This window comes from Planctomicrobium mucosum (assembly GCF_051466335.1).
In the GTDB taxonomy this organism is placed as follows: domain Bacteria; phylum Planctomycetota; class Planctomycetia; order Planctomycetales; family Planctomycetaceae; genus Planctomicrobium.
Genome location: NZ_CP195793.1, coordinates 3,269,016 through 3,293,674, shown reverse-complemented (window position 1 = coordinate 3,293,674; position 24,659 = coordinate 3,269,016). Strand labels below are relative to the sequence as shown.

At 52.3% G+C, this 24,659-nt stretch carries 23 protein-coding genes and 2 tRNA genes; 8 read left to right on the top strand and 17 right to left on the bottom strand.

Features of this window, described 5'->3' with window-relative positions:
* Positions 1-350: 350 nt before the first annotated feature.
* From SH668x_RS13145 to SH668x_RS13135, 3 genes are all read right to left on the bottom strand, one after another.
* A complete protein-coding gene (locus SH668x_RS13145; protein ID WP_437185519.1) occupies positions 351-1,334 on the bottom strand; it encodes a DUF1559 family PulG-like putative transporter in 984 nt (327 codons plus the stop codon).
* A gap of 672 nt (positions 1,335-2,006) precedes the next feature.
* Positions 2,007-2,079, bottom strand: a tRNA-Gly gene (locus SH668x_RS13140).
* A 270-nt stretch (positions 2,080-2,349) separates the two neighbouring features.
* Entirely contained in the window at positions 2,350-2,685 is a 336-nt protein-coding gene (locus tag SH668x_RS13135; protein ID WP_437185518.1) for a hypothetical protein, read from the bottom strand.
* A gap of 189 nt (positions 2,686-2,874) precedes the next feature.
* Between SH668x_RS13135 and SH668x_RS13130 the strand changes: the two genes are divergently transcribed.
* Positions 2,875-3,546 (top strand): DUF2306 domain-containing protein, encoded by a 672-nt coding sequence (locus tag SH668x_RS13130; protein WP_437185517.1) that lies wholly within the window; start codon positions 2,875-2,877, stop codon positions 3,544-3,546.
* 101 nt (positions 3,547-3,647) lie between these two features.
* Here SH668x_RS13130 and SH668x_RS13125 read toward each other — a convergent pair whose 3' ends face one another.
* From SH668x_RS13125 to SH668x_RS13110, 4 genes are all read right to left on the bottom strand, one after another.
* On the bottom strand, positions 3,648-4,052 hold the full coding sequence (locus tag SH668x_RS13125; RefSeq protein WP_437185516.1) for a transposase: 405 nt from the start codon (positions 4,050-4,052) through the stop codon (positions 3,648-3,650).
* Entirely contained in the window at positions 4,052-4,447 is a 396-nt protein-coding gene (locus SH668x_RS13120; RefSeq protein WP_437185515.1) for a transposase, read from the bottom strand. Before SH668x_RS13120 ends, SH668x_RS13125 begins: the two co-directional genes overlap by 1 nt.
* 169 nt (positions 4,448-4,616) lie before the next feature.
* Positions 4,617-5,894, bottom strand: a complete 1,278-nt coding sequence (locus SH668x_RS13115; RefSeq protein WP_437185514.1) for a DUF2254 domain-containing protein — start codon at positions 5,892-5,894, stop codon at positions 4,617-4,619.
* 188 nt (positions 5,895-6,082) lie between these two features.
* Entirely contained in the window at positions 6,083-6,958 is an 876-nt protein-coding gene (locus SH668x_RS13110) for a formylmethanofuran dehydrogenase subunit C (RefSeq protein WP_437185513.1), read from the bottom strand.
* A gap of 534 nt (positions 6,959-7,492) precedes the next feature.
* Here SH668x_RS13110 and SH668x_RS13105 point away from each other — a divergent pair.
* The gene (locus SH668x_RS13105) at positions 7,493-8,971 is read left to right on the top strand and encodes an endo-1,4-beta-xylanase (RefSeq protein ID WP_437185512.1); all 1,479 of its coding nucleotides are present in this window, start codon (positions 7,493-7,495) and stop codon (positions 8,969-8,971) included.
* A gap of 70 nt (positions 8,972-9,041) precedes the next feature.
* On the opposite strand, the gene SH668x_RS13100 is transcribed toward SH668x_RS13105, so the two are convergent.
* The 3 genes from SH668x_RS13100 to SH668x_RS13090 all read right to left on the bottom strand — a co-directional run bounded on the left by SH668x_RS13100 (position 9,042) and on the right by SH668x_RS13090 (position 11,654).
* The gene (locus SH668x_RS13100) at positions 9,042-9,806 is read right to left on the bottom strand and encodes a 2-phosphosulfolactate phosphatase (RefSeq protein ID WP_437185511.1); all 765 of its coding nucleotides are present in this window, start codon (positions 9,804-9,806) and stop codon (positions 9,042-9,044) included.
* Positions 9,807-9,903: 97 nt separating this feature from the next.
* Entirely contained in the window at positions 9,904-10,155 is a 252-nt protein-coding gene (locus tag SH668x_RS13095; protein WP_437185510.1) for a hypothetical protein, read from the bottom strand.
* Positions 10,156-10,685: 530 nt separating this feature from the next.
* Complete coding sequence (locus SH668x_RS13090) at positions 10,686-11,654, bottom strand: hypothetical protein (RefSeq protein WP_437185509.1); 969 nt, start codon at positions 11,652-11,654, stop codon at positions 10,686-10,688.
* Positions 11,655-12,153: 499 nt separating this feature from the next.
* Here SH668x_RS13090 and cysK point away from each other — a divergent pair, with 499 nt between their 5' ends.
* Positions 12,154-13,083 (top strand): cysteine synthase A, encoded by a 930-nt coding sequence (cysK, locus tag SH668x_RS13085; RefSeq protein WP_437185508.1) that lies wholly within the window; start codon positions 12,154-12,156, stop codon positions 13,081-13,083.
* Between the two features lie 227 nt (positions 13,084-13,310).
* Here the strand turns inward: cysK and SH668x_RS13080 are convergent, their stop codons facing one another.
* Positions 13,311-13,886: a hypothetical protein gene (locus SH668x_RS13080; RefSeq protein WP_437185507.1), complete on the bottom strand. Its 576-nt coding sequence runs from the start codon at positions 13,884-13,886 to the stop codon at positions 13,311-13,313.
* Positions 13,887-14,026: 140 nt separating this feature from the next.
* Positions 14,027-14,497 (bottom strand): PA2169 family four-helix-bundle protein, encoded by a 471-nt coding sequence (locus tag SH668x_RS13075; RefSeq protein WP_437185506.1) that lies wholly within the window; start codon positions 14,495-14,497, stop codon positions 14,027-14,029.
* Between the two features lie 539 nt (positions 14,498-15,036).
* Here SH668x_RS13075 and SH668x_RS13070 point away from each other — a divergent pair.
* Positions 15,037-15,459 (top strand): DUF4112 domain-containing protein, encoded by a 423-nt coding sequence (locus SH668x_RS13070; RefSeq protein ID WP_437185505.1) that lies wholly within the window; start codon positions 15,037-15,039, stop codon positions 15,457-15,459.
* Between the two features lie 106 nt (positions 15,460-15,565).
* Positions 15,566-15,832 (top strand): GlsB/YeaQ/YmgE family stress response membrane protein, encoded by a 267-nt coding sequence (locus SH668x_RS13065; protein WP_437185504.1) that lies wholly within the window; start codon positions 15,566-15,568, stop codon positions 15,830-15,832.
* Between the two features lie 97 nt (positions 15,833-15,929).
* Here SH668x_RS13065 and SH668x_RS13060 read toward each other — a convergent pair whose 3' ends face one another.
* The 3 genes from SH668x_RS13060 to SH668x_RS13050 form a co-directional block, all read right to left on the bottom strand.
* The gene (locus SH668x_RS13060) at positions 15,930-17,783 is read right to left on the bottom strand and encodes an ABC transporter ATP-binding protein (protein WP_437185503.1); all 1,854 of its coding nucleotides are present in this window, start codon (positions 17,781-17,783) and stop codon (positions 15,930-15,932) included.
* A gap of 69 nt (positions 17,784-17,852) precedes the next feature.
* Positions 17,853-18,281 carry a manganese-binding transcriptional regulator MntR gene (gene mntR / locus SH668x_RS13055; protein WP_437185502.1) on the bottom strand — a complete coding sequence of 143 codons (429 nt, stop codon included), beginning with the start codon at positions 18,279-18,281 and terminating at the stop codon, positions 17,853-17,855.
* Between the two features lie 219 nt (positions 18,282-18,500).
* Entirely contained in the window at positions 18,501-19,004 is a 504-nt protein-coding gene (locus SH668x_RS13050; RefSeq protein WP_437185501.1) for a hypothetical protein, read from the bottom strand.
* A 578-nt stretch (positions 19,005-19,582) separates the two neighbouring features.
* On the opposite strand from SH668x_RS13050, the gene SH668x_RS13045 reads away from it, so the two are divergent.
* Positions 19,583-21,667: a carboxy terminal-processing peptidase gene (locus tag SH668x_RS13045; protein ID WP_437185500.1), complete on the top strand. Its 2,085-nt coding sequence runs from the start codon at positions 19,583-19,585 to the stop codon at positions 21,665-21,667.
* A 59-nt stretch (positions 21,668-21,726) separates the two neighbouring features.
* Positions 21,727-22,170: a YidH family protein gene (locus tag SH668x_RS13040; RefSeq protein WP_437185499.1), complete on the top strand. Its 444-nt coding sequence runs from the start codon at positions 21,727-21,729 to the stop codon at positions 22,168-22,170.
* 244 nt (positions 22,171-22,414) lie between these two features.
* Here the strand turns inward: SH668x_RS13040 and SH668x_RS13035 are convergent, their stop codons facing one another.
* Complete coding sequence (locus SH668x_RS13035) at positions 22,415-22,804, bottom strand: DUF4870 domain-containing protein (RefSeq protein WP_437185498.1); 390 nt, start codon at positions 22,802-22,804, stop codon at positions 22,415-22,417.
* A gap of 286 nt (positions 22,805-23,090) precedes the next feature.
* Positions 23,091-23,164: transfer RNA gene (locus SH668x_RS13030), tRNA-Arg, on the bottom strand.
* Between the two features lie 445 nt (positions 23,165-23,609).
* Here SH668x_RS13030 and SH668x_RS13025 point away from each other — a divergent pair.
* Positions 23,610-24,581 carry a PstS family phosphate ABC transporter substrate-binding protein gene (locus SH668x_RS13025; protein ID WP_437185497.1) on the top strand — a complete coding sequence of 324 codons (972 nt, stop codon included), beginning with the start codon at positions 23,610-23,612 and terminating at the stop codon, positions 24,579-24,581.
* The last annotated feature ends 78 nt before the right edge of the window (positions 24,582-24,659 follow it).

Here is a 24,659-nt window from a genome sequence, read left to right as displayed (position 1 = left end):
TTCAAATGGGTTGTGGGAGCACTAGTGGGCCAGCCAATGCAATTCATGTGCCAGAATTGATGGAGATTTGCCGAGATTGCACGTTGTATATGGATGTTTGAATTTGGCAAACAGTTGAGAGGTGTCTTGCGGGTGATCGATAACTTCAGCGTGTCTCTATCGGATGCATTGCCGAATAGTACGGCAACGAGCGGTAAAATAGGGCATTGTAGAACGCGAAAACAATTTGCAGACGAACCAATCGGCTGCCTGTAAACGCATCGGTGTGACTGAAAATGAGAAGAGGGCTGGCTGCGGTTGAAGTTCGCAGCCAGCCCTCTCACGTTTCTGCTGTGAAGGGTCTGGTCGGCTTAGAATTCTCCGAGAACCTGTCCATCGGCAATTCGAGACAAGTAGATCCGAGTGTTGCGATCGATGTTCTGCGAAACGAAACGAACAGATCCATCGCCTAGCAGGACATGGCATCCGCCAACGTGTCCGCTACCTGGCCGACTGTTTGCACCGTTGGTGTTAGGAGTGTTGGAGATCCATGGTGGACTGGTCCACCAGCAACATCGCCAGTTGCTGATCCCTTCATCGCCTCCGAAGTTGACACCGACTCCAACATGGGACGAGCAGGCCCAGTTGCCGGTCTTACCGTCATACACTTCAAGGGTTGTCTCTGAGAACGCGACGGAGTTGCTTGTGCCGTCGGTGACATCGCGAATTCGGCTGTTTGAGTTCATTCCGAACATTGCGCGCTCGGCAGCGGGTTCACGTGACCAGAGTTGGTTGGTCGTGTCCGAGATCCAACCATCCAGTCGAACGCTGAATTGGTAGCTGGAACGAGCAGATCCAACAACTCCGCAGCCATAGAATCCAGATCCGTCCGCTTCAGTCGGGCTTCCAGCGTCCGATGGGCAGAGAAGGACGGAAAGAATGTTCTTGCTCAGGTTCAGGTTTGTATTGGTGGCGGGATCTGTTCCACCGGCGATTGTTCCGCCCCCTTGGTTATGCGTTCCGTAAGCGAAGTCGTGGTTGTACTGGTTAAACAATGCCTGCTGATCGAAATATGGAAGCAACGAAACGAACCCCTTGGCGTTTTTCGTTGGGCTCGCTCCCCAGTTGGCGAAGCCATCGTTGGCGGCAGCGTATGGGAAGACATTGAACGTGTCGTGATAGTTGTGAAGAGCCAATCCGAGCTGCTTGATGTTGTTCTTGCACTGGGATCGTCGAGCGGCTTCACGAGCTTGTTGAACTGCGGGGAGCAGAAGGGCGATGAGCACTGCGATGATTGCGATCACCACAAGAAGCTCAATTAAAGTGAATCCTTTGTGTCGTCTCAAACTCTTCATCTATTGCAGTCCTAAGGTGAATCAAGCGGAATTGATGCGAGTTGACTTCAGCTTTAATGATGCTGTAGATCCATTGAAAGATCGCCGGAGAGTAGTTCGTGGGAACTAAGTCAATTGGCGGAAGTCAAGTGGGTGTTTTGACATCAGTTGCAGGGATTGTCAACGATTGACGCTGATTGGTAGCAACTGATGTGCCTAGTGGGGAATGAGTTGCGATGAGTTCTTCTGCGCAATCAATTCAAGAGACCATGCAAATGATCGGGGATACAGGGGGGATGTTGACTATTCGTATAAGAAATGAGGGATGCCTTGAGTGCGACTAAAATTGGCAAGATCGCTCAATTTATCCCCCAGTCAATGAAAGCCTCTGATGGAACCCGGTTGCCCTTCGCAATGTCAATAAGTGAGCAAATGAAGGTTTTTTTGCCTCATAGGATTGGTCGGATGAGTGGGGGCCAACTTGAATGATCAAGGACTCGAAGTTGAGGATCGGCAGGGATAGATGATGAAGCATGGCCCATGTTGTCCGTGCAGGCGGAACTTCGCAGAAGTGTGTTCAAATGTGCGAAAATTCCCTGAACACAAAACCTGAACACAAAAGAAGAGAGCCTCCATGAAATGGAGGCTCTCTAGTGAGATCTGATCCGCTTTCAAGCAGAAAACGAACACAAGAGCGGGTGACGAGGTTCGAACTCGCTACCTCCAGCTTGGGAAGCTAGCGCTCTGCCAAATGAGCTACACCCGCGATTTGTCTTGTTGGCACACCAGCAGGGGCAATCCTTGAATCGGTTGTCATGGCGGCATGCAACAAACCTAGCGATCGCAACTGCGGTCACAGATCATAGCTGAACAAAAGAGATCTGAGTAGTCATGTCGGGAGCAAATCCGCCGTATTGCATCCCTTCCGGCAACAGCAGGAGGAGACCCAATTTTGGAGCGTCTTGTCTGAGTTTCAAGTTATAGCCAGCCTGGAGCGGGGTGCCGACATGTAGCTGGCATTTTTTTACGTCACCTTTCAGGCCAGATCGCGACTCAGCTTTGTTCGCTGGCGCCGCCAAACTTTTTCAAGCATCGAATATTGCGGCAGAGTAGTCTGCCACAGGCGATCACGTACAGAGTCTGATACATCGACAACCTCAATATCACCTCGGTAGGTAACGTTCAGGTCAGCACGCAGAATCAGATGGACAAGGATTGTTCCAGCGTGAACTTCTGGGGCTGAACTGATGTGAGTCGGGGGCGGCATACTTGCGAGCGATTCGCAGGGAGATAGAAGTTGCTTCCAGAAGAATGATTGTCGGTGATGCAGCGCTCGTGCACGAGTTTTAGCGCCAGCAATCATGAAGTTCATGGCGACTTTACAGCAGAACGAAAGGCGCTCTACTCAATCATTTCTCTTTTCAATTTTCGTCAGGTATTCTCACTGCGGCGGGCGCGGTCCGCTTCGAAGGCCAATTCAACTTGACTGGTGCTCCGCGGTATGCGGATTTGAATCCAGGGCTAGAGGGTTTTGGGATTTCGTCGGGATGAGTTGTCGTTGATGAACAAGACTTGGAATCAGTGGCGAATCTTGACATCCCTTGTGGGACTGCTGATTCTCAAGGTCAATGTCAGCATTGTTCTGACTTATCGAGTCTATTTTCCGCCGAACTTCAATTCGGACTTTCTCAGGGGGCGTGAAGACTATTTCTTCGACGGCTGTCAGTGGGCATTCTGGTTGCACATTTTCTCTGGTCCGGTCTCTTTGGTCCTGGGTATGTTGCTGATCAGTACACGGTTTCGCATGCACTCTCCGGCCTGGCATCGTCGGCTTGGACGAATTCAGGCAGTCAATGTGATCTGTGTTTTGGCGCCGAGCGGATTATGGATGGCCCATTACGCTGCACCGGGACCAGTCGCCGGTGTTAGCTTTGCCACGCTGGCAGTTCTGACGGGTTTGACCATGGTTATAGGCTGGCGGACAGCTCTGGAGCGAAAATTTGCTTTGCACCGCTGTTGGATGCTGCGCAATCTTACATTGCTCTGCTCAGCAGTTCTCTTGAGGCTGGTTGCGGGAGCCGCGACCGTTTTTGAATTTGGCCCCAGCTGGTTCGATTCCCTGGTGGCGTGGGGATGCTGGTTGGTGTCGCTGGCTCTCCTCGAATTGCACCTTCTCCGGTCTCGCCGACCTCCGTTAAATTTCACCGACGTGATCACCAGCAGAAATAGTTAACAGAGCATGACGGGTTTCAGGTGGCGTCTCGGAACTGATGTACCAGACCGATCCGTGACCAAGTAGCACTTGGATTCCTATTTAGAGCCGGCGGACAAAACTTAATCGGCGTTGAGGAATCGCCAGGTGATCAGTGAGTTAGCGATGTCATGAAACGCCTGAAAAATCTCTTCCCGCCTGTCCCAGCGAATCCGGATTCGACGGAACTGCTTGAGCCAGGCGATCGTCCGTTCAACGGGCCAGCGGCTGCCGCCTAGAGAAGAGGCCTGTCGCGTTCCGCGCTTGGGGATGTGCGTTTCAATCCCGGCCACGGCGAGAAGATCACGGGTGGTCTGGCAGTCGTAGCCCTTGTCCGCGATCACGCTACGGGGACGGTCCAGTGGCCGTCCTCGCTTGCCACCAATCTTGGGAAACTTCAGAAACACCAGCGGGAGAAGTTGTCTCAGATCAGGGACATTGGCAGCAGTGAGCGTGTTGGCCAATGGAATCCCGTTGTGAGTGGTCATCAGGTGCGACTTGCTGCCGCAGCGGCCGCGGTCTGTCGGATTCGGGCCGATTTTTGTCCTCCCAGCGGGGACTTAATCAACCCAGCATCGATGAGCACGTCGGCCAGTTCTAGGCGACCAGCGGCGTTGAGCTGCGTGAGGAGGTGGCGATGAATGTCTTGCAGGACTCCCAGATCGATCCATTGGCGAAGCCGCCGGTAGCAGGTCTTGTAAGAACAGCCCAGCTCCAGTGGCAGGTCTTCCCAGGCGATCCCAGTCTTGAGCACAAACAGAACGCAGGTGAAGACGGTGCGGTTCTCCGCAGGAGGTCGGCCCCCTTTGGGAGAGAACTCGTAGGTTGGGAAGAACGATTCGATCTCGTTCCACAAATCATCACTGAGCAATTGGCCAGCCATGTCGGTTCCTCCATGAACAGAAAAACCAGACCTTCCCACAATCCTCAAAACGTGCCAAGATCAGTTTTGTCCGAACGCTCTAAGTAAATAGTTAATCGCTCCCCCACGGGAGCGCGGATTGAAACCATCCGGACGGAGCGGCCATCCTGCGTCGACTTCCTTTTGCGGTTCATTTCGAGCTGACGGGAGCGTTCATCAGAATGGCCGTGGCAGCCTCTTCGACTCGTTTGGCGAGTTCTCGGAGGATGGCCTTGTCCTCTTCTAACGTCAGGGCGAGTTCGGTCCGTTTCAAAGCCAGTTGAGAATGTCTCACTGCATTCTCGCGAACACGCTCATCTCCCAGCTGAGTCAGCGCCAGAAATCCCTTTTGCAGGCGGATCTGCACCTCAAGTGTGCCAGCACTGTCTCGTGCAAACGAGAGAAAGAGGTCATCGAACAACTCTTCAGTCAGCAGTGGAGGAACCCAGACATTGGGGAAGTGTTCGGGCTGCATTCCAGGCGAATCCTTTTTCTCGCTCCATCGGCTGAGAAGTCGAACGCCACGACCAATCATATCGATCGCTGTTCCGGAATCGTTCGTCGCGGCTGAGAGTGCTCTGGATCCGATCTCGGCAAGGACGACAAGTCCAAAGCGGGGATCCTGTTCGAATGTTCTCTCATCATTCACGGTGAAAGCGGTTTCAAGTGCTTTCAAACGTCTCTTGTCTTCTGGTTGCTTCACCCAGAGCAGGGGGCGCGATGGGAAGACAAATGTTCCCGGAAGGCATGTCACGAAGACGTCGCCAGCACTTTGTTCAGCATAGGTCTGCAATGCCTGCATATCGATGTACTGGATGTAGCCGATTTGCTCGGAGTAGACAGGGACTGCGTCCTTTGGGATGTCTTTCTGGGGATCCCGTAGTGGATGGCCACCGAGAAAGGGATTCTCCAGCCGGTCCTCAATCGCACGAGTCGCTGCAGCTTCCACGCGATCTGTCGTTTCTCCCACACGTCCGAAGCGGGAAAGATGATCGATCCATCGCAGCAGCGTAAATACGATCAGCCCGATGACCAGCAGCGTGACCAGAAACAGGACGAGTCTTCCACCGTCTCCGTAGGCACCCGTGCTCAGCGCGATGATGCCGACGAGGCTGTAGAGGAATGAGCCAATGAATGTTGCCAGTGCGTTCTGAGTCGTGGAATCCTGAATCAGGAGTTTCGTGGCTCTCGGAGTGACGTTTGTGGTGACTGAAGAATAGGCAGCGATCATGACGCTGAGCGAAAACGTCGTCACAGACAACATGCTCGAGGCGAGAATTCCAAGAATTCCATCAACGGAATCAGCACCGATTTTGAAGGGGATTTTACCGGGGTAAATCCATTGAGCTCCAATCGAAATCAACGCGCTCACGACACCAAGCAGTGCGAACAGAGTTGTTCGCGCCCAAAGCTTTCGCGTGGCCTGCATTAATATCCATTGCCTCTTTGAAATCATTTCGGTCAACCTACATTGATGCTGAATATTTCCATTCGGACGAGACGCCCTCTCCGGTTTCTGGAGGAGTTCGGCGAATGGGAGCGACGGTTCGTTCGGGGGCTGTGATTACTCTTCCCAAACTCATAATCGTCATGAAATCGGTTCGGTCACCTGAAACTTCAGCTCAACGTCTGAAGCGGGGGCCTTCTACTGAAGTTATCCTCACCCATTTCGATTGAGTTGCGAGTGATGATCTCACCAAGTCCTGACTCCAGGAAGTCGCCCCGATAGATCTTGAATTCCGAGTTCATCACCTCAGGGGAGATCGGAAAATTTAGAGAGAGAAGGTGTCTGAAGTAGAGTTGAAGGAATGTGGGAGAGGTCGTTGTGGCGTAACGAAACGTGATCGCATCTGCAGGGAGTGAGCGTTGACCGAGAAGGATGATCGATCCGCGTTTCATCCCCGCTGCCAGTTTCGGACCTGTCGATCCGTTGATCAGGATCGTCCCGGCGATCATTCCGAGCCCCGCCGCCTCACCCACGTTTCCGCTGATGGCAATCAAGCCGCGTCTTTGTCGCTCGCCAACGAAATGCCCCGCGTTGCCGTCAACGAGGATCTCTCCCCCCCGCATCCCCTTTTTGGAACCGGGATAGGCTCCTCCTGCGTGATCACCGACGTCTCCGAAGACTTCGATTCGGCCTTTCTTCATCTCGGCACCCACCCAATTGCCGACGTTTCCCCGGACCTGAATCGAGCCGCCGTTGAGATTCGCTCCGAGATGGGAACCAGCCGAGCCATTTACGTGAACCAGGCCAGATTTCAGATTTGCGCCAATGTGAGATACACGAGTGCAGTCCCCCTCGAAGAGCAGGTGTCCATCATCCAGTGAACCAGAGATCTCAAAGAGTTCACCGCACTGGGTTTTTCGATTTCCGCACCAGAGCTGAAGTTCAGCGATGGACTCAGGCTCCATTTGCCGGAGCGTCTCCAATTGCAACGGGGCTGCATTGACTGAAGCGTGATCCAGTCCGCGGAGACGAAAAGTGAGAGGCATTCATCCAATCCAGAATTTCGTGGCGATCGATGGGAAGTCTTTGAATAATGAGAATTAGATCATTTTCAATCTCTGGCTAAAGGGATTTCAGGGACGTTCTCAGGGAGAAATTCCCAATTTTGTCGACGTTTTTGAGGGGATGGATGTTGGGGGCGAAGGATGAATAGGGAGACCCATCGGGATTCTCGGGTCCTTTGAGATTCCTGATAGATGCAAGTCGAGGGTGGAATTTCTTTGCTCGCGATATCGAAATGGGCTATGAAATACGGCATGCGTGTTAGGATGAACACGAAATTCTCGAATCAGTAGAATGTCACAATTGGACAACTTGCTGGCAGCATTTGGCAGGACTAAACTCGTGAAACTGGAGCTGCGCCGGATTCTGCGTTTTGGGTGCAACTACAAGTGAAATATCGAGTTACTGCTTTCTGAGTTTGTAGAGTGAAGTGACATCTGACGAAGTGAATTCACAAGCCACGTAATATCGCTGGATCATTTCATCGTCCTCGACTGGGTTAATGGAGAGACCGAATTATGGGTGGAATGAGATTTCTAGTCCATTCGCCCATTACCGGTGTACGATCCCATGACTTGCTTGGTTCCTATTGCAGTGCGCTCGATGGCAGGGTGGTCCCTTGTCAAATCTGGTTGAGTGAGCGGGAACTCGTTTGTGAGCGACAGGGGACCGAAAGTGTCAAACTGAATGTCATTTGGCGACTTCGTTCCGGCGAGGATGTTCTGCTTTCAACTACCTCTTTACGCGATCGTAATGAGCCGTATTCGTTGGCACTGGAACTGGCGAGGGGGAAGTTGGCTGAGATACGTGAAAGTCTCGCGAACTGGGTGAGCATGGGGATGGTGGTCCCGGATGTCGTCACAGAGTCGATCCGAAATTCATTCAACGGCCTCACGAAAGCGGGGACATGTGGTGAGCACTCGCCCTTTCGCCACGAGCAGGCTGTTCTCGCGATCGAACATGCTTGTGAGGCAGCGAATCTGCTTTGCGATTCTTATGTGATTCAGCGACAGGCGAGCAACCGGCGTCAATTACATCATGCCCCTCGGATTCTCGGTTGCGTCGTGAATGACGCACTGGCGAATCCAGAACATCAGCAAATCTTCCATCAAGCGTTCAATTCCATTTCGCTCCCTTTTGACTGGAAGGAAGTCGAAGTCAGTGAAGGGGGCCATGACTGGTCGCGGATTGACGAGATTGTCAATTTCGCCCAGCAGAATCGACTGCTCCTGAAAGGTGGGCCAGTTGTCGATTTAAGTCCGGGTGCCACACCGGACTGGTTGATTCCCTGGAAGAAAGATTTCAAAAACCTTCCCTGTTTCCTGTGTGATTTTGTCGAGACAAGTATTTCCAGGTACAACGGAGTGATCCGTTTGTGGGAAGTGGCATCGAGCGGAAATTTGGCGGGCGGCCTGGATCTGGGCGAGGATCAGTGCCTGGCTCTCACAGCTAAAGTGCTGGAGGCTGCTCATCGCACTGACGCGGATGCTCAATACTTCATTCGGATCGATTCCCCTTGGGGAGAGTATCAGCGGCACGGTGCGAATCGGTTGACACCGTTCCAGTTCGTTGACGCCATCGTCCGCTCGAATCTGGGATTAACTGGCGTGACCCTGGAGATCACCAAAGGCTACGGGACTGAAGGATGTTATCCCCGGGATCTGCTTGCGATTTCCAAGCTCATCGATCTGTGGAGTCAACTGCAGATTCAAATCCATGTGAATTTGGCGTGTCCATCAGCCAGCGGTATCGATCCTTTAGCGAATCCACGCTTTGAAGTGGCGTCAGAACACTGGAACGACGAACGGCAAGCACGCTGGGTTGAAGGTGTCATTCCGCTGCTCCTCGCGAAACCGACCGTAACCGGTATTTATCTGAGTCAGTTCAGCGACGGAGTTTCGCATCGGTTCCCGCATGCCGGCCTGATTGGAGCCAACGATCAGCCGAAGTTGCTCCTAGAGACGATGGCGTACCAGATGCATCATGATATGGCCTGACACGACCACTCAATGGCGGTCGTGTGAGCCTTGATGCGAACTGCAAATGAATGCAGCGATGGGGGGACAATCAGCCCTGAAATTTGCTCTCGCCGAGAATCGTGATCTCGTTGGATTCAGAATTCCAAACGGGAACGATTTCAAAAAGGTCCTTCTGCATCGCGCGCTCGATGTCAGGTTGGAGGCCGAGACGCTGCAGGTTCTTCGCTCCATGTCCGCTGAGGAATGCCTGGCGAAGTGACTCTGGACTTGTGTTCCTTGCGTTGAAATAGTCGATCACCATTTGCGTTTGCAGGTCATCGACGTTCCATTTTGAGTCTGCAGATTTCACTAACTCGGATGCGGCCGCCCCTGCAAAAAGCGTATCTTCTTCGGCCCAATGGTTGTCGGTTCCTGCACAGACGAAGTGCACGTCGATTCCCCAATTCTGAATCGCCGTGACGACTGCCGTCAAATTCACGAACGCTCCCACCGCGACGTGGGTTGCTTCCTGGCAACTCAGGAGCGCTTTGGTGCCGTTGGTGGTGGTGAAGAGCACGGTTTTTTTGCCGACCACTTCCGGGGTGTACTTCAGCGGCGAGTTGTCGAGATCGAAGCCGGGGATCAGTTCCCCACGTCGTTCCCCACCCAACAGTCGTGTGCTGAATGGGAATTGACTGGACTTCGCGATCGCTTCATCCACTGTGAGGCACGGGACCACTGCCCGGGCGCCATGTGCAAGAGAATGAACCATTGTCGTTGAGGCTCGAAGTACATCGATAACAATGGCCGTACTTCCTTGCAGAGATTGTCCATCAAGAAAGCTGGGAAGTAGATGTATGTGTACGTTTGGCATTCACCGATTGTATTGCGGGTCGGCGAAAGTGCCAACGTCGCAAAGTTTCTCGGGAGAACTTTGGTGATCCATCGGGGCGTATTGTGAAGCCCCGAAATCAAACGACTTCTATGGTGTTCTGAAGTGGTCGCTCTCGAGATTCGTCAAGGACGATCTGCGAGGCGAGTTGTTTGATGTAGTAAGTCGTTGTTCGACCACTGAGCACGAAACCATCTTCGGTCTGTTCGACTTTCAAGTCGCGAATCCGACCTCCGGTGAGTCCGGCGATTTTTCGTTCCAGATCAGCAAGGAGAGGAGCGCTTTCAGATGCAATTTCCGTTGCATTGCTGAGGATAGAGTGATTCAGCATGCGATAACTCCTTTTAAATTCGCAGGGACATTGAGTCAGTCAAAATCCAAAACGCCTGCCCCAAGCTGACTGGCTTTGATTTTGGATTAACTGCAGCAACATTGTCGTGGGTGATCGGCTGTCTTCTCGCCATTTCCGGGGTGGCAACTGGGGCCAGCACAGTCAGGAAGGATTCCCGGAAATACTCATTCGAATCCGTGAGCTGGCTCGGGGAACCAGTCGTCGACGGAAGACTCGCATGAGATCTGCTATTAGGGCACATTTTATTTTGGAAACAAGACTCTTTCATGAACTTTTCTTTAATTGAGAACGCTGTTTTGGCAATGACTCATGACGTTGCTGAGGATTCGGGGGGATGCGGCAACTGGGAAGTTTTCGTTGGCGGATGTAAAAGCGGAAAGTCGAATCAGGATCAGAGGAGCCAAGGGCTCAATGGGAATTGATTCCAACGGACAAACGAAAAGCTGCCTGAACCTTCGATGAAGATGGTTCAGGCAGCTTAGTATTCGGATTGTCGCAGGCTTTGTGGACTACCGCACAGGTTTGGATTGCGGCTCTGTGGCGACCTGCTGAGCACTGACGGGGCGAATCGTCTCAGCCGTGACCGGGATTCCGAGTGCCGTTAACCGCTTGCGTTCCGCATCGACGTAGACCGATGCTGTCACTTTCAACAACTGAGTTGGTCGCTGCGGATCGACCCCTTCCAGTCGTTTGGAGGTCTGTTCCACCCATCCTGGCTGTTGAGCCATCGCCCGGCTCATCAGACCCATGAATAGCGAGACTTCCTCGAAATTTCTGTCAGCAATTCGAAAGCTGACAGGAGAGGTGAGTTTGGCCAGAGTTTCGACTGTTTGAGATGGAAAGCTGACAAACAGGTCGAGGTGATGAGTCACTTTGCCGTTGTTGTCGAAGCGTGGCTGGAGGTGCATGAGTGCCTTGGCGGTAATCGGCTTTGGCATCCCGGGACTTTGTAACTGACCCTGACAGAGAACGAGGTAGTTCGTTGGACTTCGGAGGAGCACGTCCACCGTGCCAATGGTTCCATCGCTCGTGTCAGTGACATAGTTGACTGGTGTTCGTTCCTTCATCTGGACATTGGAGATGTCCAACGCACGCCAGATGCTGACGGCGACGTCCGGGTGGTCGGTGAAAAACTCGTACGCTCGAGGATCAACCTCGACCTGCAGGGTTGGCAATCGACGGAACAGGCTCAGGTCTTTGAGAACCTGCTGGACTTCCCGCTGGCCATCAGCGGTCAAGGAACCGATCGGCAATTGATCAGCCGCTTCCTGCCGGGCTTTACGCGACGAGTCACCAGCTCTGATGAGGTTTGCAACAACGGGCTTTTCTGATCTGCCCGTAATTTGATTGATTGGAATGACGGATTCGTTGTCCGTACTGGGGTTCTGAGCGAAGACAACAGGACCGGTCACGATCCCGGATAACATCATTGCGATCAGAACGGATTGACTCCGTTCCTTGAATCTGATCGACCACATATAAGCCCCCCGGCTTTATGGCATCGTCGAGATCGGCAGGAAGTGCCGTGTTGTGTCTCGTTAATGCCGGTCTGAAAGGAATAATCGGTAAACTCCCTCGACAGAGTGAATGGAATTTGCACCTGAAGTGGCCAAGTGAAAATTTGACACTGATTACAGACGGAATTATCGGAAAAACTTGCTTAGTCACCCCAGTTTTCACGATACTGACGGAGGAGCGATTCATTGCACTCGTTTCGACGTCTGACGATGGGAAATCTCTCTGGGATGCGGGCCCGGTTTGATCGGGGCGTTATCTCTGAAAGCACCTCTTGAACGAGAAATCAGCTTCGGCGATGAGGTTCTCGGTCATAGTTTCGCGTTCACGAGCACTTGCTGGCTTCTGTTGAAGCAGAATTTTGCAGAAGGGAATGAAAGCACACTTTCTTCCAAGCTGTAACTACGTTAATGATTGTGGTCATCGGAATGACCTTTTTGGTTTCCTTGTAAGGAGTATTGAATGCCCGTTTTCGAAAACAATGCAGAGTCGATTGGTCACACACCACTGGTGAAGATCAATCACCTTACAAAAGGTCTGCATGCAACAGTTCTTGCGAAGATTGAAGGACGCAATCCGGCATACTCCGTCAAGTGCCGAATCGGTGCTGCGATGATCGAAGACGCGGAAAAGCGTGGCGTGCTGAAGCCGGGAATGAAGGTTGTTGAACCAACCAGCGGGAACACGGGAATCGCATTGGCTTTTGTTTGTGCAGCGAAAGGCTATCCGCTGACTTTGACAATGCCGGAAACAATGTCTGTGGAACGGCGAATGATGCTCAAGTCGTTCGGCGCTCAACTGGTGTTGACACCGGGAGCAGACGGGATGAAAGGGGCCATCCGCAAAGCTGAAGAACTCAGCGAGCAGGGCTATTTCATGCCTCAGCAGTTCAAGAACCCAGCGAATCCGGCCGTCCACGTCCGAACAACTGGCCCAGAAATCTGGAATGATACTGACGGGAAAGTCGACATCCTCGTCGCTGGCGTTGGAACCGGCGGAACAATCACCGGGATTTCGTGGTTCTTCGAAAAAGAAAAGAAGCAACCACTTTACTCCATCGCCGTTGAGCCTGCATCGAGTGCGGTCCTCTCCGGATCCCCTCCGGGCAAGCACAAGATTCAGGGGATCGGGGCTGGTTTCATTCCCGACACTCTTGATATGAGTATCATTGATGAAGTGATTCAGATCACTGACGAAGAGGCATTCCAGATCGCGCCTCGTCTCGCGAAGGAAGAAGGAATCACCTGCGGAATCAGCTGCGGTGCAGCGATGGCTGCCGCCTTGAAAGTCGCAGCCCGACCTGAATCTGCTGGCAAGACGATCGTCGTCATTCTTCCAGACTCCGGCGAACGCTATTTGTCGACAGCTTTGTTCGATTCAGTTCGCGACTAATCGAAACCGCATGGATTCGAGGGTCCGCTCTCGAAGTTTGCTTTCACTGAATTTTCACCGGCCCGTGACGAAATTGTCGAGCGGGCCGCACTCATTGGTACTTCTGATCAACTACAGACGCGATTCCGAAACAAATAAAACGGGACACCGAGCGATCCCTGTTCGCTCGGTGTCCCGTTTTTGTTAAGTCGATGTCAAATTCAATCGATTGAACCGCGACGAGTTCTCTACTCAACGACTGGTTGAGTGATTGGAGCTGTCTCGATGGTGACGCCTTCTGGAGTTACCGAACCTGCTGCTGGTGGGTTCACGGTCGTTGCTGGGACTGATTGTGGGGCGACGACAAGAGGTTGTGTCGAGTGCTGTTCAACAGGAACCGGTGCGTCGTGCGTGTGAGCAGGGTGTTCATTGCTATAAGTGGGGCGACCTGCCGAATGTTGTTCTGCGATGGGAACCTGGTGTCCATGTGTCACGACTTGTCCGCAAGGAGTTTGAACCGCCATCACAACTGGTGCAACTGGAGCGCATCCATTCGATGCACAAGGGGCAGGGCAACCTGTGTCGCAGCCCGTGTTGTAACCCCCGTAACACCCGCCGGAGTAACAACCTTGGTCATAATGTCTTGCATGGCGATGTCGGCGATGGTGGTGAGCGTGACCACAACCGGAATCGTAGCCGCAACTGTCATACCGGTGACCACAGCAGCCACGATGCCGCCGACCAGCGTTTGCATCCTCAGCAGAAATGAAGATGGCAGCGAGGCCCACTGATGCTAAAACTGCGGCTTTCAAGTAATTCATCATCTTTCAATCCTTCTGAGTTGAGCAGGTACCCCCGACCTGTGCACAGCACGGGTCGACACTTCGTTGAAGTAGCGTGAAAAACCCTCGACACCAAGCCGACGATCGACCTGATTCATTTTGTTCTGTTTTCGCGACGACTGTCAGTCGTCCTTGTGCTCGTCTCTCAAGTCACGCATCCGGTCATGAGCGGTTTTGACCTGCGCGTATTGGTGTGTCAGCACATCGTTCATCGCAGAGCCAGCGGTCTGTAGCAATGTTTCCTCATAGGCCTGCTTGATGTGGTCTTCGCCACGCTCGCATTCGGCCAAAATCGAATACAGCTTTTTGGTGGAGAACAATTCGCGGATGGACATCCAGCTGCGGTGCATCGACGCGGCGAGTGATCCGCTGCGGTCGACTTCCTCATGATTCCACTCGATGTATTTGCAAAGCTCTTCTGCTTGCTCACGTCGCTGATGTGCAATCGACTGGAAGAGCGTGGAGATGGTCATGTCCTCCACATCTTTAGCTGCCTGCTCAAACCCATCCCGGCTATCAACGTTGAGTTGGACGAGTTCTCTGATTTTTTTGATCGTTTCGGGTTTCAGGTTCGTTTTTGTTTCAAGAGCCATGACAAGCCTCTCAACTAAACTGCCCGCTGCGGCGTGTAGATGGAAGGCTTTGTCGCAAGTCAGATGCCGAGATTTCCAGTTATTCCCGATTTTCCGACAATTGCGGGGGCTGTCGTTGGCGGAAAAGCGGGGTCGAATGCTGAAATTTCAGCGTTTATCGTAGCGATTTCACGCCTCTCAATAAGAAAAGGCAGTGGACCGCTGGCAGGGCACGTTGTGGAAGAAGTGAAATTTACGAGGGGTGAAAAAGACTTAGCAGGTTGGGCAAGGTTGTAGGAAAGTCGATCGGATTGGTGGACAGACTGCCAGAATTCACGAATTCTGGTTGATGCAAGACTTGTCGCTGCGAAAAATTCCTGGTGGGGATGCGCGGGAGAGATCGGGACCTTTGGAGAACCAATGGATTGGCTCGATCTGGGTGAGCAACGTTTTGAGGGAGAACTGAGATGAAGATGAACTCGACACCAACATAGTGCAGCGGGGAAGTCCCGATTTTCGTCATTCATTCATCACAGTGAATTCTCAGCAGGATTCTTCATATGGAAACAGCAGCACACCTTAAGATGCCCGAAATCATTGACTCGAATTCACGCAATTTCGACCGTGCGGCCCGACCGCTGACCGAACTGGAAGTACTCCGAAGAGTCCGCATGATTGCAGAGTTGATGGATAATCGCTTCGTCGTTCCGGGAACTTCCATCCGGGTGGGATTCGATGCTCTGATCGGTTTGGTTCCTGTGGTGGGGGACTTTGCCTCCGCTGCAGTCTCCGCTTATATCGTGTATTTGGCGCATCAAATGTCGGTGCCCAAATACCTTTTGGCGAGAATGATGTTCAACATTGCCGTCGACTTTTCCGCCGGAGCGGTGCCTGTTGTTGGAGATTTGATTGACGTTTCATGGAAGGCAAACGTCAAGAACGTTCGCATTTTGGAACGGCACTTGCTTAGTCGTCAGAAGTAATTCGGTGACCTCGCTTCAGCGTGAAGTCGAAGTTGAACCGACACTAGCGGTACGCTTGTCAGCGCTCGCTATGGGTTTCGGACGTAGGCACGGCGGGGACGTTATCATGACGACAATTGGATCAATAATCACTTGGATTGTTTTCGGTATCGTGGCAGGCCTCGTTGCTCGCTTGCTGGTTCCAGGCCAGCAGCCAATGGGTTGGATTGCGACAATGATTCTGGGGATTGTTGGATCGTTTGCTGGAGGAGGGATCACTTACCTCGTCCGCGGCGGACAGCCAGGAGATCCTGCTGGATTCCTGATGTCTATCGTTGGAGCGGTCCTCGTACTCATGATTTATATCTCGATGAACAAGCGCTCGCCGGCGTAACGCAGGCCGACGTCGACTTTGGTCGAGACCTTCGAATTTCTACGAAAAAGCTCGCAGCGAATGTTGCGGGCTTTTTTCATTCAATCAAAGACTTCATTCAGACACTGCGAGGTCGAGCTCGATGCATGATCTTCTCGAAAGATCCATCCGGAATCGATGAAATCAGTCGTTTGGTGTATTCGTGCTGCGGGTTCGCATAGATCGATTCAGACGGTCCGAATTCCATAATCTTGCCACCGTTCATCACTGCCATCATGTCTGACATAAATTTGACGACGCTGAGGTCGTGACTGATGAACACGTAAGTGAGATTTCGCTTCTCCTGAAGATTTTTCAGGAGATTCAATACCTGCGCCTGTACGGAAACGTCCAGCGCCGAAACGGATTCGTCACAGATCAGGAATTCCGGCTCAACCGCCAGAGATCTCGCGATCGAGATACGCTGTCGCTGTCCACCTGAAAATTCATGCGGATATCGGAGGAGATGGGCCGCTTCCAGACCGACCTCAATGAGCAACTGAGCTGTGCGATCACGTCGGTCTGATTTCGAGCTCCCAATCCCATGAATCTTCATGGCCTCGGTGATCATCGATTCGATGGTCATTCGCGGATTCAGGGAACTGTAAGGATCCTGGAAGATGATTTGAATCTTGCTGCGGTATCGCTGCAGATCTTCCCCATAGAATGAGGAGATATCGACTCCGTCATACAGGATTTTTCCACTGGTGATGTTCGCCAGTTTTACGATCGCCCTTCCTGTCGTGGTCTTGCCGCATCCTGATTCGCCGACGAGACCAAGTGTCTGGCCTCGATAGACCTTCAAACTGACTCCATCGACAGCCTTCACGTCTCCCGAATGTGTGCGAAGGATTCCCTTACGTATCGGATAGTAGATTTTGAGGTCATCAAGGGTGAGCAGCGGTCGCTGGCTCTCTGGGATATAACGCGTGTCGGCTTTTGTTTCCTCTGGAAGTGGTGGATGACCAATTTTTACCAGCTCACTCCTCGGGTGGAGAAGTCGACCTCTTCCCGCCTGCTCCAGTGCGAGCAGGCTTTCCTGGCTGATGGCTTTTTCGCGGATCAGATAGGAACCGTCGGGTTCCCTCTTCGCGTCCATGAAATCACTCACCGTCGGCAATCTACGAAACTTTGACTCCAAGCGGGGGCGGCAGGCGAGCAAACCTTTGGTATAGGGGTGCTGCGGGTTTCGGAAGATTGTTTCAATCGGGCCCTCTTCCACCAGTTTCCCTCGAAACATCACAGCGACTCGATCGGCGATTTCCGCGATGACGCCGAGATCGTGCGTGATGAACAGAATCGACATGCCTCGTTGGTCCTGCAATTGACGCAGCAAGTCAAGAATCTGATTCTGAATCGTCACGTCTAGCGCGGTGGTCGGTTCATCCGCGATGAGGAGTTCAGGATTACATGAGAGTGCCAGCGCGATCATGACGCGCTGCTTCTGACCACCAGACATCTCATGTGGGAAACTGTAGAACCGCCGTTCCGGTTCCGGGATTCCGACTTCGCGAAAGAGTTCCAGGGTTCGCTGTTTCGCGACCCTGCTACTCACTTTTTGGTGGAGTTGAATGGCCTCGGTAACCTGTTTTCCTACGCGGAAAACCGGATTCAGGCTTGTCCCGGGTTCCTGAAAGATCATCCCGATCTGTCCGCCGCGGATTTTTCGCATTTGCGATTCCGGAAGCTGAACGAGATTCTTCCCGAGGTAAGTGATCTTTCCGGATGCAATCTTTGAGCTTGCTTCAGGGAGGAGTCGCATAATAGAGAGCGACGTAACAGATTTTCCCGACCCTGATTCGCCGACAAGCCCCAATGTTTCGCCGCGACCAATTTTCAGCGTCAGGTCATTGACCGCTGGCAACACCCCATCATCTGTGTGAAAAACTGTTTTTAAGCCTTCGATCTCAAGTACGGGCGTTCCTGTCGACATTCTGTATCCTGTTTGCAAGGAAGTTGCTTGGGAGAAACGACAGCCGGTTCGAGTGCTCCGGCCAGATTCTCAAGGCGAGTTCAGCGAGCCTCCACTGGCAATGGCTGCAAATCGTTCCAGCGTTTCGGGGCTGACGTGATGTTCGATTCCCTCAGCGTCGATGGCAGCAAGATTCTCAGGAACTCCGATTGAAATCAGAAAACGATACACCACATCGTGGCGTCGCTGTGATTCTCCGGCTAGACGGCTCCCTTTTTCAGTGAGTTGAATCGGGCGATAGGGTTCCGTATCGACGAACCCCTCCTTTTTCAATCGACTGACAATTCGAGTGACGGTCACGTGAGTGACGTCGAACCGGTGGGTCAGATCGACCACTCGACAGGTTCCATTTTGAGCCATGATCTCCGCGATCGCTTCGACGTAGTCCTCCGCCGTCTCCGTCGAATGATCTTTACGGATTCGACGATGGCGGGCAGCGATTCGACGGGTGTTGGTCATGGAAATCAATCGAGCGGGAAAGTTGCCGCGAGGCCTGTCAGATGGGGATGAAATCTCCAAGTATTTTTACAGATGAATTCTCTGTCGTACAGCGCGGAGGGCTGCTTTTGGAGAGAACTTATGACTTCTGCGTGCCAGCTGGCAACACTGGTCGAGGAAGGCGAAATACGAAGCGGATGTGTGCATCTCAAAACCGGGCAGATCGTATCACGGATCGTATCAAGGAGTCGCTGGATTTGTGGAAACAAGATCGTCAATCAGACGATAGAGGACTTCGTATGTGACCTGAATTTCAGCTGGAGATCGACCAGGAACCCCGGAAACCGAACGAAACCGTTTGAGAGAGAATGCACCGCTTGGAGAAGTTGAGACAATCATCTCGTAGTACTCGACTCCTCCCGGAGGGCAGTTCGGCGGAGACGATCGAAGTAGAATCTGGCTGCTCGTCGGATCGAGTTCCAGGACACCAATTTGCTCCAGGAGATAAGTGACCCTCCGCGAGAGCTGTTTCGCCCAGCTTTCAACTTTCGGAAACGATGCGGATTGCAATTGTGGTGAGAAAAACACCAATTCAGAAAAGGCGCAACTGAGAGAGTCGATCTGCGTGAGATAGATCGTCAGTGCGAGGCCTGAGGGGTCGTGCGCCTGAACTGTGGTCGGCATCGCGCTCCTTTGGAGCAACAATGAATTGAGTTTCAGTTCTGTTTCTGTCCGAAGCGACATCTCGACTCCAGGAGGAAATGCCTCTGAAGGAAGGAGCGATAGACACTCTTCAGAAATGCATTTCGTTCGTAGCTGATCCCTTGTACGGTATTTTACCACTTCAGAGGAATAGGAAGTGCAAGAACCCGGCTTCCGAGGGCTTTTTTACCAGAGAGGATGACCAAATCTCCCTCTCTGTGTATTCGACTCTGGTGGTTCTATCCCCCAAACTCATGGTTGAAGCAGGGACGAGAAGATCTGACTCGCCGGGATTCTTTGTGATGTCCCGTGGAACGTGATGCGAGAAGATGGACGAAAGTCGTCTCAGTTGAGGCGACATCCCGGAAAAGAAAATTCTGGATCGAGTGGCATTTTGATGATTTGGAGGATCGACCGCATCTTGTCGATTTCTCGTTAATGAGATACCATTCTCCAGAATACAAACTCTTTGCTGCAGCCAGTTCGCGATGAGGACTCGGTTTTCGGTTGACCGAAACGGATGTATTTCATTGGCAAATCGGAGAGCATTAAGCGAGGAGGGTGAACAACACGGACGTTCACTGAAAGACTGCCCACAATCTGACTGAATAGGCATAAGCATGAATTCTCTCGATGCGACTCGAGTCAGACGGTTTACAGCACTGACGCTGTTGTTGTTAGGACTGTCGACCGCGTTCGCTCAAAGCATTTCGTCCGCTGATCCTGCTGATCAGGAGACTGCGAAACTTGTCGCCAAGATGATTCCCAAGTTTCATCTCTATCGAAAAGATATCGACGACAATATCTCCAGCTCGCTCTTGGACTCTTTTCTGAAAGATCTCGATCCACAGAAACTCTACTTCCTTCAGTCGGATATTCTGGAATTCGAAAAACATCGAACAACACTCGACGATGAAATCAAAGCCGGCGATGTCGCCTTCGCCTACACCGTCTTCAATCGCTACAAGCAACGTCTCGACCATCAGATGGATATGGCTGTCGCGATCGTTCAGGAAAACTACGACTTCTCGATCGATGAAATGATCGAAACCGACCCGAAGAAGCAGGTCTGGTCGAAGACTCAGGAAGAGTTGGATCAACGCTGGCGTAAACGGGTCAAATTTGACCTCCTCCAGTTCAAGCTCGATGGGCTGACAATTGAAGAGGCTCAAGAAAAGCTCTCCAAGCGATACCGAAATAATCGCCGCATCGTTGACCAGTATAGCCCCGGCGAAGAGCTGGAGATTTATCTGACAGCGTTGCTTCAGTGCTACGATCCGCATTCAACCTACATGTCTCCTCACAGCTGGGAAGACTTTGAAATCCAGATGCGTCTCTCTTTGGACGGCATCGGGGCTTCGCTGAAGGGTGAAGATGGATACACAATCGTCGCTGCAATCGTCCCAGGCGGGGCTGCAGCAGAAGAGGGAAGTCTGAAGCTCAACGACAAAATTGTCGGTGTCGACAAGTCCGGAAATGGGGAAATTGTCGACGTCTTCGATATGAAGCTCAGCGAAGTTGTCCGCATGATCCGTGGACCTCGCGGAACAGCCTTGCGACTTCAAGTCAAGCCTGCTGATGGCGGTGAGACAAAATTGATTTCACTGGTTCGTAAGAAAATCGAATTGGGTGAGTCCGAAGTGAAGGGAGAGATCATCGACACGACCGATCGAATTGGTCGGCCGGGGCGAATTGGGGTGATCAGTCTTCCTTCGTTCTACCGCGACTTCGCTGGTGCTCAAGGAGGTGGTACTTTCAAGAGTGCCGCGGTTGACGTCGCTCGCGTTCTGGAATCATTTGCTTCTCAGCAGGTTGACGCGGTGATTATCGACTTGAGAAATAACGGCGGAGGAGCACTTCCGGAAGCTGTCGAAGTCTCAGGTCACTTTATTGACAAAGGACCTGTTGTTCAGGTGAAAGAACCGAGCGGACTTGTGAATTCGCTGGATGATCGTGAACCGGGGATCAAATACGCCGGGCCTCTCATTGTTCTGCAAAATCGCTTATCCGCATCTGCCTCTGAAATTTTCTCTGGCGTCATCAAAGACTATAAGCGTGGTCTGATTGTTGGGGACATGACGACTCACGGTAAAGGAACCGTGCAGAGTTTGATGGACGTCACTCCGGGGCAACTCTTCAGTCGAGTGCGTCAAGGGGATCGCGGTAAGTTGAAGTTAACAATCCAGCAGTTCTACCGTGTCAACGGTGACAGCACCCAGAATCACGGTGTCCGTTCTGACATTGTTCTTCCGTCGCTGATTGATCATTTCGATCTTGGAGAGTCTTCCTTGGACAACGCTTTGCCATTCGACAAAGTGGCACCTGTGAAGTACTCCGAGGGGCGTATGGTGAATCCAGCCATCGTTTCTGATCTACAGAAAAAGAGCGAAACTCGAATTGCAGCTTCGGAGGACTTCGAAAAGATCAACAAGGCGATCGCTCGTTACGTTGAGCGAAAGGATCGTACTCAGCTGACGCTCAATGAAGAACTTGCCAAGAAAGAGCGTGGCGAAGAAGAGATCGCCAAGAAAGAGACTGAAGCGCTCACATCGGAAGAAGCCGCTGTGCCTAAGCCAGGGGCTCCGATTTTTCCAAAGCGATTCTACGAAGATGAAGTTCTGAACATCGCATTGGACTACGTTGCCGATCTACAAGCCCAAGTGACAACCAGCAAGGCTGCTCCCTCACGACCAGTAGGGAACTAGTTTTCAGTGTTGCGTTCGAATTTTTGTGAAGGCCACTCGTGACTCGGGTGGCCTTCTTTATGTCCCGAATGATTTTTTCGCCGTCGAGAGGGGATGCTGTGTCAGCAGGGGGAGAACAGTCGAACCAAGATGGAGACCTTTCCGCCTATTTCTCGGCCGAGAGGACATTACTGGCGTGGGTACGAACCGGTCTGGCGATGATGGGCTTCGGTTTCGTCGTCGCGAGATTTGGGCTGTTTATCAGAGAAATTGTGCAATTGCAGGGGACCAAGGAAGTTTCAGATCAGGGCCTGTCGCTCTGGGTGGGAGTGTTACTTGTCGCGCTCGGAGTCGTTGTGAATCTCTTTGCCGTGTTGAAGCACTCGTTGGTGGTGAGAAGTCTCCGGCGGGGAGAGCCGATTCAATTTCGAATGATTTCAATGGAAACAGTCGCGGCGATTGTGATCAGCCTTGTCGGAATGCTCATGGTCGTCTATTTGGGGGCAGCGGTGCTGGCGAAGTAGCGAGATTGTTCGCGTTCCCAGCAGTGAGCCATCAATATTTGCGAAGAATGTTTTGAGGCTATTTGCGAACGGGAGATGTTCCTGCGTGTTTCACTGTCGAGCAACTAATCGCTGGCGTAGGTCCGAACCGGCCTTGGAGTGTGGGTGCCGATTTCGTCGCTTGGCCATTGGGCTGGTAAAGAAATCCCCCATTGCTGAGACGATCGGCAAGGGGGGATTGACTGTCAGGAAGTCTCCGCGTTCGCTAGAGGAAGCTGATGGTCCCGGGGTACTTCCAGGCGACTCCCTCACTTGCCTTGATTCCACCGATGATCGGAAAAATTACTGCAACTGCCACAAGCAACATGAGAAATGGAATTCCGATCAGAACGAACGCCAGCATGAAACCGATAATCGAGTAGATCACGACTGAAATCATCCAGTTCGTGATGTTCCTTCCGTGGGCGTTGAGCGCAGGGAATTCATCCTTCTTCAGTTGCCAAATGACAATCGGAGCGATGAATCCTAAAAGCGGGACCGCATATCCTGCAAATTGCGACAGGTGCATCGCCAGTGCCCAGTTCTTCTCCTCAGCAGAGTAAGTGGACGGGGGTGTCTCTGAGTCCGCGTCTGATTCTGTGTCGAAATCTTGCATGCTGAGTTTCCGATTTGGCTGGGGTTTCTAAAGAGGCGGGCCAACTTCTCTGTCGCCATCCACGGAGTTAAATACGTTCAGAGCAGTCAAAGGGTTTATTTTATTTTCCGAGGAAAATCAATTAACTGATTTTTGGACGAGTCGTGTGTGAGTACTCCGCATTTGTTCTTCGATAGAATTGTGGAAGTAACGACAAGCGTTCGACAAAAGCGTCGCCAATAGCAGCGGGCGGCAATAAAGCGGACAGAGAAGCTTGAATGGCATCTGTCGAGTGGGGTTAAGAAAGTGTCTCCGAGAGGATTCGAACCTCTGACCTCTGCCTTCGGAGGGCAGCGCTCTATCCAGCTGAGCTACGGAGACCAATTGCAGGCAGGTAAATCCGGGAGTTGAATCCACTTCCAATGCGTCTGCTATGGAGGGACGATTATGCCACGATGGGGGCAGGGGGTCCAGAGTGAATCGAAGGTGAAACTTGCCTGTCAGGGTCGATTATCGATCTCTTCAATTGTGGACGAAGTGCGTCCAGCTTACTGGAGGCTGAATAGCGATTCCCCGGGGGCATGCCTGCCCAGGTGAAGGTGCTTGGGGTTGCGAGATTGTTCGCATCCGACCGCCTCCCCTTCGTTTTCCGAAATCCCCGGGAAACTCATCTTGAGCAGATTTTGCCGAACTGCATATAGTCCGTGGATTATAACTGCACACAAGGCCTCTCGGGCGATGAGAGGGGAGAGGGATGCAGTCTGCCGTTGGTTCACAATGGAGGCTGGTCGAATGCGTGCAGATCATCATCAAGGAGGGAAGTTGAATGAGGATTAACGGATTGAAATCATGCTTTGGTTGGGCGCTTCTTCTGATCGCCAGCACGGCTTTTGCGCAGTCTGTCGTTGATCCAGGCCTGCCCGTTTACACGCGAGTCGAAGGTCTTTCCGGCAATCTCGTGCTGAGCGGCTCATACACGTTGTCGCAACAGGGGGCAATCTGGAGCGATCACTTCAAGCAGTTCTATCCCGGCGTGGAAATCAAGATTGATCCAAAGGGTTCAGCTTCCGCCGTCGATGCCGTCATCAACGGTGAGGCAAATTTCGGGCTTCTGTCTCGAACAATTTCGGAAGAAGAAGTGCGAAAGTTTCACGCGAAGTATGGTTACCTTCCCACAGTTTTGACTCCAGCGATCGAGCCGATTGCAATCTATGTCCACAAAGACAACCCGATTGAATCGTTGACTTTTGCTCAGCTGGACGCGATTTACTCCAAATCCCTCAAGCGTGGTGCTGCCAAAACTGCACAGACCTGGGGCGATGTGGGAGTGGCTGGTGCACTCGCTTCAACTCCAATCACGTGTCAGGCTCGTCGTGACGAGACCGGTTCACAGGTGTTTTTCCAGGCTGCGATTCTGGGCGGCGGCGATTTCCGTGATGGAATGGTGTCCCATATCAGCAATGCTGAGATGGTGGACGCGATTGCCAAAACTCCGGGCGCAATCGGTTTTGGAGGTGCTGGCTTCGCAACTCCCGACGTCAAGATGGTTCCTTTGAAGTGGCTTGACGATCATCCGGCAGCGACCGCACACGATGCTGTCTACCCGCTGGTGCGTCCTCTGCAGATCATTGTGAACCGTGCTCCTAACACACAGCTCCCAGCGATCGAGAAAGAGTTTCTGAAGTACATCTTCAGTGTCAAAGGTCAGCAGGACGTTGTGGCAGGCGAGTTGTTTCCAGTGAATGGCCGAGCAGCACAGCTCGCTTTGGATGCAGTCGACCTCAAGGTTCTTAACTAAATTTCAATGATCTCTCGGGAGACAATTCTGTCTCCCGACTTTCGTGTCGAGCCTGATTGCATTTCTTGAGCAGGCGTT

Coding starts and splice junctions, on each gene's coding strand:
- SH668x_RS13145 (WP_437185519.1), bottom strand. CDS start 1,334: ATGAAGAGTTTGAGACGACACAAAGGATTCACTTTAATTGAGCTTCTT.
- SH668x_RS13135 (WP_437185518.1), bottom strand. CDS start 2,685: ATGAACTTCATGATTGCTGGCGCTAAAACTCGTGCACGAGCGCTGCAT.
- SH668x_RS13130 (WP_437185517.1), top strand. CDS start 2,875: ATGAACAAGACTTGGAATCAGTGGCGAATCTTGACATCCCTTGTGGGA.
- SH668x_RS13125 (WP_437185516.1), bottom strand. CDS start 4,052: ATGACCACTCACAACGGGATTCCATTGGCCAACACGCTCACTGCTGCC.
- SH668x_RS13120 (WP_437185515.1), bottom strand. CDS start 4,447: ATGGCTGGCCAATTGCTCAGTGATGATTTGTGGAACGAGATCGAATCG.
- SH668x_RS13115 (WP_437185514.1), bottom strand. CDS start 5,894: ATGCAGGCCACGCGAAAGCTTTGGGCGCGAACAACTCTGTTCGCACTG.
- SH668x_RS13110 (WP_437185513.1), bottom strand. CDS start 6,958: ATGCCTCTCACTTTTCGTCTCCGCGGACTGGATCACGCTTCAGTCAAT.
- SH668x_RS13105 (WP_437185512.1), top strand. CDS start 7,493: ATGGGTGGAATGAGATTTCTAGTCCATTCGCCCATTACCGGTGTACGA.
- SH668x_RS13100 (WP_437185511.1), bottom strand. CDS start 9,806: ATGCCAAACGTACACATACATCTACTTCCCAGCTTTCTTGATGGACAA.
- SH668x_RS13095 (WP_437185510.1), bottom strand. CDS start 10,155: ATGCTGAATCACTCTATCCTCAGCAATGCAACGGAAATTGCATCTGAA.
- SH668x_RS13090 (WP_437185509.1), bottom strand. CDS start 11,654: ATGTGGTCGATCAGATTCAAGGAACGGAGTCAATCCGTTCTGATCGCA.
- cysK (WP_437185508.1), top strand. CDS start 12,154: ATGCCCGTTTTCGAAAACAATGCAGAGTCGATTGGTCACACACCACTG.
- SH668x_RS13080 (WP_437185507.1), bottom strand. CDS start 13,886: ATGATGAATTACTTGAAAGCCGCAGTTTTAGCATCAGTGGGCCTCGCT.
- SH668x_RS13075 (WP_437185506.1), bottom strand. CDS start 14,497: ATGGCTCTTGAAACAAAAACGAACCTGAAACCCGAAACGATCAAAAAA.
- SH668x_RS13070 (WP_437185505.1), top strand. CDS start 15,037: ATGGAAACAGCAGCACACCTTAAGATGCCCGAAATCATTGACTCGAAT.
- SH668x_RS13065 (WP_437185504.1), top strand. CDS start 15,566: ATGACGACAATTGGATCAATAATCACTTGGATTGTTTTCGGTATCGTG.
- SH668x_RS13060 (WP_437185503.1), bottom strand. CDS start 17,783: ATGTCGACAGGAACGCCCGTACTTGAGATCGAAGGCTTAAAAACAGTT.
- mntR (WP_437185502.1), bottom strand. CDS start 18,281: ATGACCAACACCCGTCGAATCGCTGCCCGCCATCGTCGAATCCGTAAA.
- SH668x_RS13050 (WP_437185501.1), bottom strand. CDS start 19,004: ATGTCGCTTCGGACAGAAACAGAACTGAAACTCAATTCATTGTTGCTC.
- SH668x_RS13045 (WP_437185500.1), top strand. CDS start 19,583: ATGAATTCTCTCGATGCGACTCGAGTCAGACGGTTTACAGCACTGACG.
- SH668x_RS13040 (WP_437185499.1), top strand. CDS start 21,727: ATGTCCCGAATGATTTTTTCGCCGTCGAGAGGGGATGCTGTGTCAGCA.
- SH668x_RS13035 (WP_437185498.1), bottom strand. CDS start 22,804: ATGCAAGATTTCGACACAGAATCAGACGCGGACTCAGAGACACCCCCG.
- SH668x_RS13025 (WP_437185497.1), top strand. CDS start 23,610: ATGAGGATTAACGGATTGAAATCATGCTTTGGTTGGGCGCTTCTTCTG.